Source organism: Vibrio sp. 10N.222.48.A3 (genome assembly GCF_041475345.1).
GTDB lineage: Bacteria > Pseudomonadota > Gammaproteobacteria > Enterobacterales > Vibrionaceae > Vibrio > Vibrio tasmaniensis_A.
Window position 1 is genome coordinate 1 of sequence record NZ_JBFRVX010000543.1, and the last position, 6,624, is coordinate 6,624.

Genomic DNA, 6,624 nt, shown 5'->3' on the forward strand with positions numbered 1-6,624 from the left:
CTATTAAGCTATTAAGCTATTAAGCTATTAAGCTATTAAGCTATTAAGCTATTAAGCTATTAAGCTATTAAGCTATTAAGCATATGCTAACTATATTCATATAGAACAATCAAGATAAATCCGGTTTTCGCTAGCGGATACATTAGCATAATTTCGTTTTAAGCAATTGATAAATAAATAACCCAACTAACGTACATCGCACCGTTAAATCGACATGTAGTAACCTTTGTATTTCGTGACCAACAAAAATTAACTTAGCGGGCTAACACGACAACACACCCCCCAATTAAATAAAATAGCCGAACTTTATTCGCTCGGCTTTCTCTGGAAGGTTTATTAAAGTGATTATAAAATCTCGTCGGCAACCTCTTTTGCGTTCCGACATTTAATCAACTTGCGTGTAAACACCTTACGCTCAAACGTTTTACTCAGTTTCTCTGCTACACCTTTTAGGTGAGATGGCTTTAAACCCAACGACAGAAACGCACTCTCCTCGCTAAAACCTTCTAAATGTTTTCCCGTCACTTGCTCATAAGCTTCGATAATCGACCCAAATTCTGATGTCGTTAACGTCGTTTTAGCGTTGTTCTGTTTCTCATTGTTCTGAGTAACAGAAGCTGAAGCGAGTTGTGGAGAGCTCACCGTCTGAGTCATTGAACGAACCAACTCTTCTCGCGCTTGAATCCGGTCAAACTTTCCATTTCGAGAGAGAGGCAGTTTATCCAATTCAAGTAACTGAGAAGGTACATGGGAGTTTGGTAAGCATTGCTGTGCAAAGTCACGAATAGCAGCAGCATTAGCGACTTGGCCATCCGCCACTTTATAGATCGCACCTAACGCTACGTCTCCATTACGTTCGGTATAGTCGACAATCAAAACTTGCTCAATCAGTGGGCAGCGATTTAACTCTTTCTCAATATCGGGTAACGACACACGGACGCCCCTAACCTTCACATAGCCATTAACCCGACCAGCAAAAATAATGGTGCCATCTTCACGATAATAGCCTAGATCACCGGTTCTAAACGCTCTGACCTCACTACCTAGATCATCAATTATCGTCACAAAATCAGTTTGTGTAAGCTCTCCATCAGATAAATACCCTGACGCAAGGTTTACTCCTACTGTCATGATCCGACCTGCTACTCCTTGTGGAACATGTTTACCCAATCCATCCATAATAAAGTACTGATTTGCAGGGAAAGGCCTGCCATAAGGAATAACCGATTTGTCTTCGTCGGTGACAAAGTGCCAGATACTCCATATCGTGGTTTCGGTAGGACCACCAATTGAGACAAGGCGAATATCTTGCTCCAGCGCTCTAAGTTCATCAATCGTTTTAGGTTTAACGTAATCCCCCCCTTGGCAAACTAAGCGTAGAGATTTGAGTTTTTCACCCTGCATACAAGACAACAACATTTCCATCAATGCCGGAACTGACTGCCAAATAGTAATACGGTGCTTCTCAACCAATTGATTCCAACGAATCGCGTCTTTTTCTTCACCAGCCTCTGGTAATACAATGGTTGCCCCGCAAGTAAACGAAGCATAAATATCAAACACAGAGAGATCATGATGGAACGGCGTTACGCACATCAACACATCTTCAGACGTTATTTGCCAAGCTTTACACGTTTCCCCGATGACATTGGAAGTTGCTCTGCTGTTCACTACAACGCATTTAGGTTTACCTGTTGTTCCCGATGTATACAGATAATAAGCACCATGCTCACTTTGACTAAGCACCTCTAAGTCCGTATTGGAGAGTGATGGATAAGCCTGCTCAACAGGTTGCAATAGTGCTTGATAGAGCACTGAGTTTTTACGCTGTGACGTTTGGTTAGTTACCACTAAATTGGCATTGCAATTACTCAGTAGGTAATCCAAACGCTCTTCTGGTGATGAAGCATCGATAGGCACCCATATAATCCCTGATAATGAACAGGCAATCGTCATCACTAAATGCTCAGGGCTCTTTGGCAAACAGATGGCCAACACATCACCTTGCTTCAAGCCAAGGTGAGCAATATGCTGCATCACCTTATGGACGTCCTCCCCAAATGCCTTGTAGCTGATATGCCGTTCACCACAAATGACCGCGATATCATCACTCGCATTTTCCGCAAGATTACGCGCTATCTTGGATAAGAACTTGGAGCATTCAAACTCTTTTACATCACAGTTCAATTTATAGTGTTCAAGGTTGAGTACCTTATGTGAAGGGATGTCAAAATCATGGGTCTCACATACGGTCTCAATGTGACGCTCTATCGATTCAAGTATGGAGACAACCACTCGTTTATCTAGTGCGTCAACCGCATAGTCAAAACTCAATACTAGATTTCGCCTTTCATCAAAATTAAGGCGGATATCTAACGCGACTTGAGGGGTTTGGGTTATACCATCAAAGAAGACGAGTTCATCGTCATCGGATAATGCATCCCAAGTTAGACCATTCGTCACTACAACAGGTAAAGCCAATGAACTGGTTCGCGAAGTCATTAACTGACGATTGATATCAACACCAGAAAAGTCGAGATGATCAAGCGCCTCAAACATATCATTTTGCATACCCTGTGCTCGCTCTAGCAAGCTGCCTTTATTCTTTCGGTACTCCAAAATCACGAACGTCGAACCATTACCAAGAGGTTGATCGCTTTGTGGGATCGCTACCGGAAAACCAACTCTCATCTCTTGTTCTGTCGTCCAATACGACATCCCTTCAAGAACAAGAGCAGAAAGTGCTGAGTTCAAAAACAAGCTGTTGGCTGCACTCGCCATCGTTAACTGAGTTAATGCAGTTTTGTCTATAACAATGCTTTCTCGCTGGTAACGCGAAGCCTTTATATGATCCAATCGCTGTTTCCATGGAAGTGAAGGTGGCGCGCACTCTGGGTCAAGCTTACTTTGCCAGAACGACATATCTGCCTCCCTTTTGGCAGTGTCATGTTCACTATCAAAGTGATTGGTCTCAGCGCTGTTAGCACAGAGCTCATGCAAATGCCCGCTATTCTTTTTCAATAATTCAGAAAGAATCAGGGAGTGTGTTCTACCATCAACAATTAATGCATCAAAACTGGTAAAGACAATGGTCTGATAACCGATGTCAGAGTCAGGCAATTGAATAACAGAAACACGCCATGGCGACTTCGACAGGTCGTGCATCGTGTGATTACTCACTTGACGAATTTTACCAACTCTCTCTAGCGCTTGCTCAATCGACAAGTGTCGAAAGTCATGGGAGTCAAAATTCAAAGTCACCTTAGACGACACCTGCTGAACAAGCTTGTTCTCATCGATGTGCATCCGTAACGCATCGTACTTTTTTACCAATGATTCGAGGCGAGACTCAACTAAGCTCGATTCTATTTTCCCTCGGTATTCCCGGAATTCATGCATCGCAGTGCCACCCATAGGGATATGAGTAGAGCGACCGAGTAGGTAAGATTTTTGTAGCTCTGTTAAAGGCTTTGGACAAGAGGTAACTAAGGGTAACGAAGGACATGCATAACCTAACTGAGCGAGCGTACTTTCCAAAGAGTTATGTATGCTATTAGGTTCATCAGCTAAAGATTGAACAATCGCAATAAACTTGTTAAACAAGGTATCGACAAAGCCTTTAGGGAACACGTCCATTCGCACATCCCAATTGACAAAAATACCTTCGTACGCAGGCGCGATTTGTGCATCTAATGTAACCTGAGCACCTTGAGAGATTACCCAGTTCATTTTTCCGAAGACTTTTGTGACTGCCTCAGAGAATAAATCATCACCTTCAACATCCATTCCCGATGTAAATACGATAGGCGATGCTTGCACGGTCCCATAGTAACGCGATAAATCTCGCATCACCGTTACACCAGAATAGCTTTCATGGTTGAGTAATTGGTTCAGTTGATTGGCAGTACGACGACAATGATTAAGCGTTGATTCTTGAGCTTTCAAGCTAGCGCTGTAGATCAGCAAGTTCGAGAAATCACCTATCGTTGTCTCTGCATCGTTCGTATAGAAACCGCGGTGAAAAGTCGGCACATTCAATCGAAAATCAGGGCTGTTACAAGAGCTACCGACAGCTTGAGAGAAAAGCGTTAGAAAAAGTTGGGTTAAGGTTAAGTGGTGTTTCTTGGCTAACTCTTCGATCGAAGACCGTTGCTCTTGAGTCAACTGATGTGTGAACCGCTGACTGTGCCCATGCTGACGATCAATATCCCCATTAACATACGGAAACTCAGGTGCTCCAGCGATGTCTGGTAATCGTTGTTGCCACCATGTCTTATCAGACTGTCGTTTAGCTACGAGGTAATTGTCCGCCGCTTGTTTATCTAAATATTCAAAGAACGAATTCTTCTCTTGTGTCTCGTTGCCTTGATGTTCATCGCTATAGAGCTTAGCCAACTCTTCGACTAAGATTCGGAAGCTCTGTGCATCCACAGCAATCATGTCTACGTCTATATGCAAACGGCACTGCACTTTAGAATGACGTGTGATACCGATCTGCGCGGCCTGCCCATTGTCTAAATCCAGTTTCTGGTCAGTAATAGCAGTGCGCTTCTCTATTAAAAAGTCACGGGTAGCCGATGGTGAAAGGTGTTCAATATCATCAATGATAAGTTGATGAACAGAAGATAAAGGAGCGATGGTTTGTTGACCACCAGAAGTAACTTTCATCCGTAACATAGGATGATTGATGTACAACTTCCTCACCGCACTTGCCAATTTTTCTGAGTCGATATTTTCACCATCAAATTCAGCATAAATATGAGCCGCTACGCCTCCCATCGATTGGCCTGTTTGCCTACCGACATAATAAGCAGCCTGTACAGTCGTCAATTCTCTCATCTTCATTTCCACACTCATTCATCCATTTAATGTGCCACGAGGCTTATTAAACTAATGTAATACACCAGCTTAAGAATAAACTCAAACAAAAATGATAAGCGTTATCATTTTTGTTTAGTGCTAACTAATATGAGTTGATGTACTGATTGTATTGGGCATGATCTCACTACATCACCCAACAATAAGCTTGACAACACCTAGCTCCTATTTCAATAATCCTCAAAATTAAATGATAATAATTATCATTTATTGGAATTGAATGTTTTCCAAGTCATACCTGGACCGCGCATTTGATGAAGCCATAACATCAAGGAACACTTGTTTTAGGAGGAAGGATGCAAGAGTTAGAGAAGCAACTTAATTCAACCACGATAGAGCCACTGCCGAGTGTGATTGATGTAACGAGTGAAATCACTCTAGACGAAAAAAGTGAACGATTTATCCGTGATAAAAGATTCGAAATCACAGAAATTTTAAATGGGAAAGATAACCGTCTGCTCGTTATCATTGGACCTTGCTCCATCCACGACCCAGAGGCTGCTTTAGAGTATGCTCGTAAGTTGGCCGAACTACAGAACAAATATCGTGACCAGCTCTTGATCGTCATGCGAACCTATTTTGAAAAACCACGAACCCGCGTCGGTTGGAAAGGGCTCATTGTCGATCCCGATTTAGACAATAGCCATAAGATGAGTAAGGGGCTGTTTGTCGCAAGAAAATTCTTAAAAGATGTTGTTGATCTAGAGCTTGCAACGGCAACCGAGTTTTTAGACACCACCGTGTACCCATATGTATCTGATTTAATTTGTTGGGGCGCTATTGGAGCAAGAACCACTGAGTCTCAAACACACAGACAAATGGCTTCAGGCATCCCGTGCCCTATTGGGTTTAAGAATGGAACGGATGGCAATGTAACGATCGCGATTGACGCAATTCACGCCGCGAAATCTCCTCACCTAGTTTATGTCTCTGGTTTTGGTAATACACCCATGTCTGCAATGACACATGGCAACCCTAACGGACATATCATTTTACGTGGCGGAAAACAGCCAAACTATACTAACGTACACGTCTGTGATGTAACAAAACAATTAGAATTAAACGGCCTTAACCCCCGAATCATCATTGATTGTAGTCATGGGAACAGTCTGAAAATTGCCAAAAATCAACTCAATGTAGCCAGAAACATTGCAGAGCAAATCATTTCAGGAGAGCAGTACATCGCCGGCGTTATGTCTGAAAGCTTCTTAGTCGGAGGGGCGCAAAATATAGATGCGACGCCACTAACCAGAGGTCAATCCATCACTGATGAATGTCTAAACTGGGAAGATACCGTTGCAATTCTCGATGTCTTTGCAAATGCAATGGTAGAGGCAACTCACAAGAAATTATCGACGGTCGCTTAACCTAAAATTTTATATGGCGCATGCGCGCCATATAACTCTATGATGTCTAGTTATCGAGCGTTGCACCACCATCAATCCGCAAGTCATGCATAGTGATATGATTAGCTGCATTAGACATCAGAAACAATATCGATTGAGCAATATCTTTGGGTTCAGCAATCTTGTTGAGCGGAATACCTAGACGAAACTGCGTTGCATCTCCGGCAATGACCTGCTCCTCACCATAACTCTCATTCCAAAGTTGCAATTGCATTTCTGTACGTGTAGACCCTGGGCTCACAATATTGCAACGAATCCCCAAAGGCGCGAGTTCAATACCAATGGATTTTACAAACATGTGTAACGCCGACTTAGATGCTGCATAAGCCCCCATATTTGC

The 6,624-nt window shown here is 42.8% G+C and carries 3 protein-coding genes; 1 reads left to right on the forward strand and 2 read right to left on the reverse strand.

Features of this window, described 5'->3' with window-relative positions; all coding sequences use genetic code 11:
• Nucleotides 1–345 precede the first annotated feature (345 nt).
• Nucleotides 346–4,839, reverse strand: a complete 4,494-nt coding sequence (locus tag AB4653_RS15645; RefSeq protein WP_240798322.1) for an amino acid adenylation domain-containing protein — start codon at nt 4,837–4,839, stop codon at nt 346–348.
• 335 nt (nt 4,840–5,174) lie between these two features.
• Here AB4653_RS15645 and AB4653_RS15650 point away from each other — a divergent pair, with 335 nt between their 5' ends.
• Nucleotides 5,175–6,245 (forward strand): 3-deoxy-7-phosphoheptulonate synthase, encoded by a 1,071-nt coding sequence (locus AB4653_RS15650; RefSeq protein ID WP_009846397.1) that lies wholly within the window; start codon nt 5,175–5,177, stop codon nt 6,243–6,245.
• A 46-nt stretch (nt 6,246–6,291) separates the two neighbouring features.
• Here the strand turns inward: AB4653_RS15650 and AB4653_RS15655 are convergent.
• On the reverse strand, nt 6,292–6,624 hold a 333-nt coding region (locus AB4653_RS15655), incomplete at its 5' end, for an SDR family oxidoreductase (protein WP_372104674.1).

Bases quoted from the DNA above. Each gene is read 5' to 3' on its own strand.
- AB4653_RS15650 (WP_009846397.1), top strand. From the start codon at position 5,175: ATGCAAGAGTTAGAGAAGCAACTTAATTCAACCACGATAGAGCCACTG.
- AB4653_RS15645 (WP_240798322.1), bottom strand. From the start codon at position 4,839: ATGAGAGAATTGACGACTGTACAGGCTGCTTATTATGTCGGTAGGCAA.